Source organism: Leyella stercorea, assembly GCF_021531655.1.
This window is the reverse complement of record NZ_JADYUF010000133.1, coordinates 1-275: the sequence shown is the minus strand read 5'-3', so window position 1 is coordinate 275 and position 275 is coordinate 1. Positions and strand designations below refer to the sequence as shown.

Genomic DNA, 275 nt, shown 5'->3' with positions numbered 1-275 from the left:
AGCTCAGTTGGTTAGAGCGCCACACTGATAATGTGGAGGTCGGCAGTTCAAGTCTGCCTGGGACTACTTCTTAAAGAATTAGGAATTTTGAATTGTGTGCTACGCACATTCTGAATTGTCGAATTTTGAATTAATTCCAAATTGAACAACTCAAAATCGCCAAAGGCGACCAACTCAAAATTCAAAACTCAAAATTCAATCTGGGGGATTAGCTCAGCTGGCTAGAGCACCTGCTTTGCAAGCAGGGGGTCAACGGTTCGAATCCGTTATTCTCC

General features: G+C 43.3%; 2 tRNA genes. Both read left to right on the top strand.

The annotated features are described in order from the left end of the window. Positions 1 to 63: transfer RNA gene (locus I6E49_RS14350), tRNA-Ile, on the top strand. Positions 64 to 202: 139 nt separating this feature from the next. Beyond that, positions 203 to 275: transfer RNA gene (locus I6E49_RS14345), tRNA-Ala, on the top strand.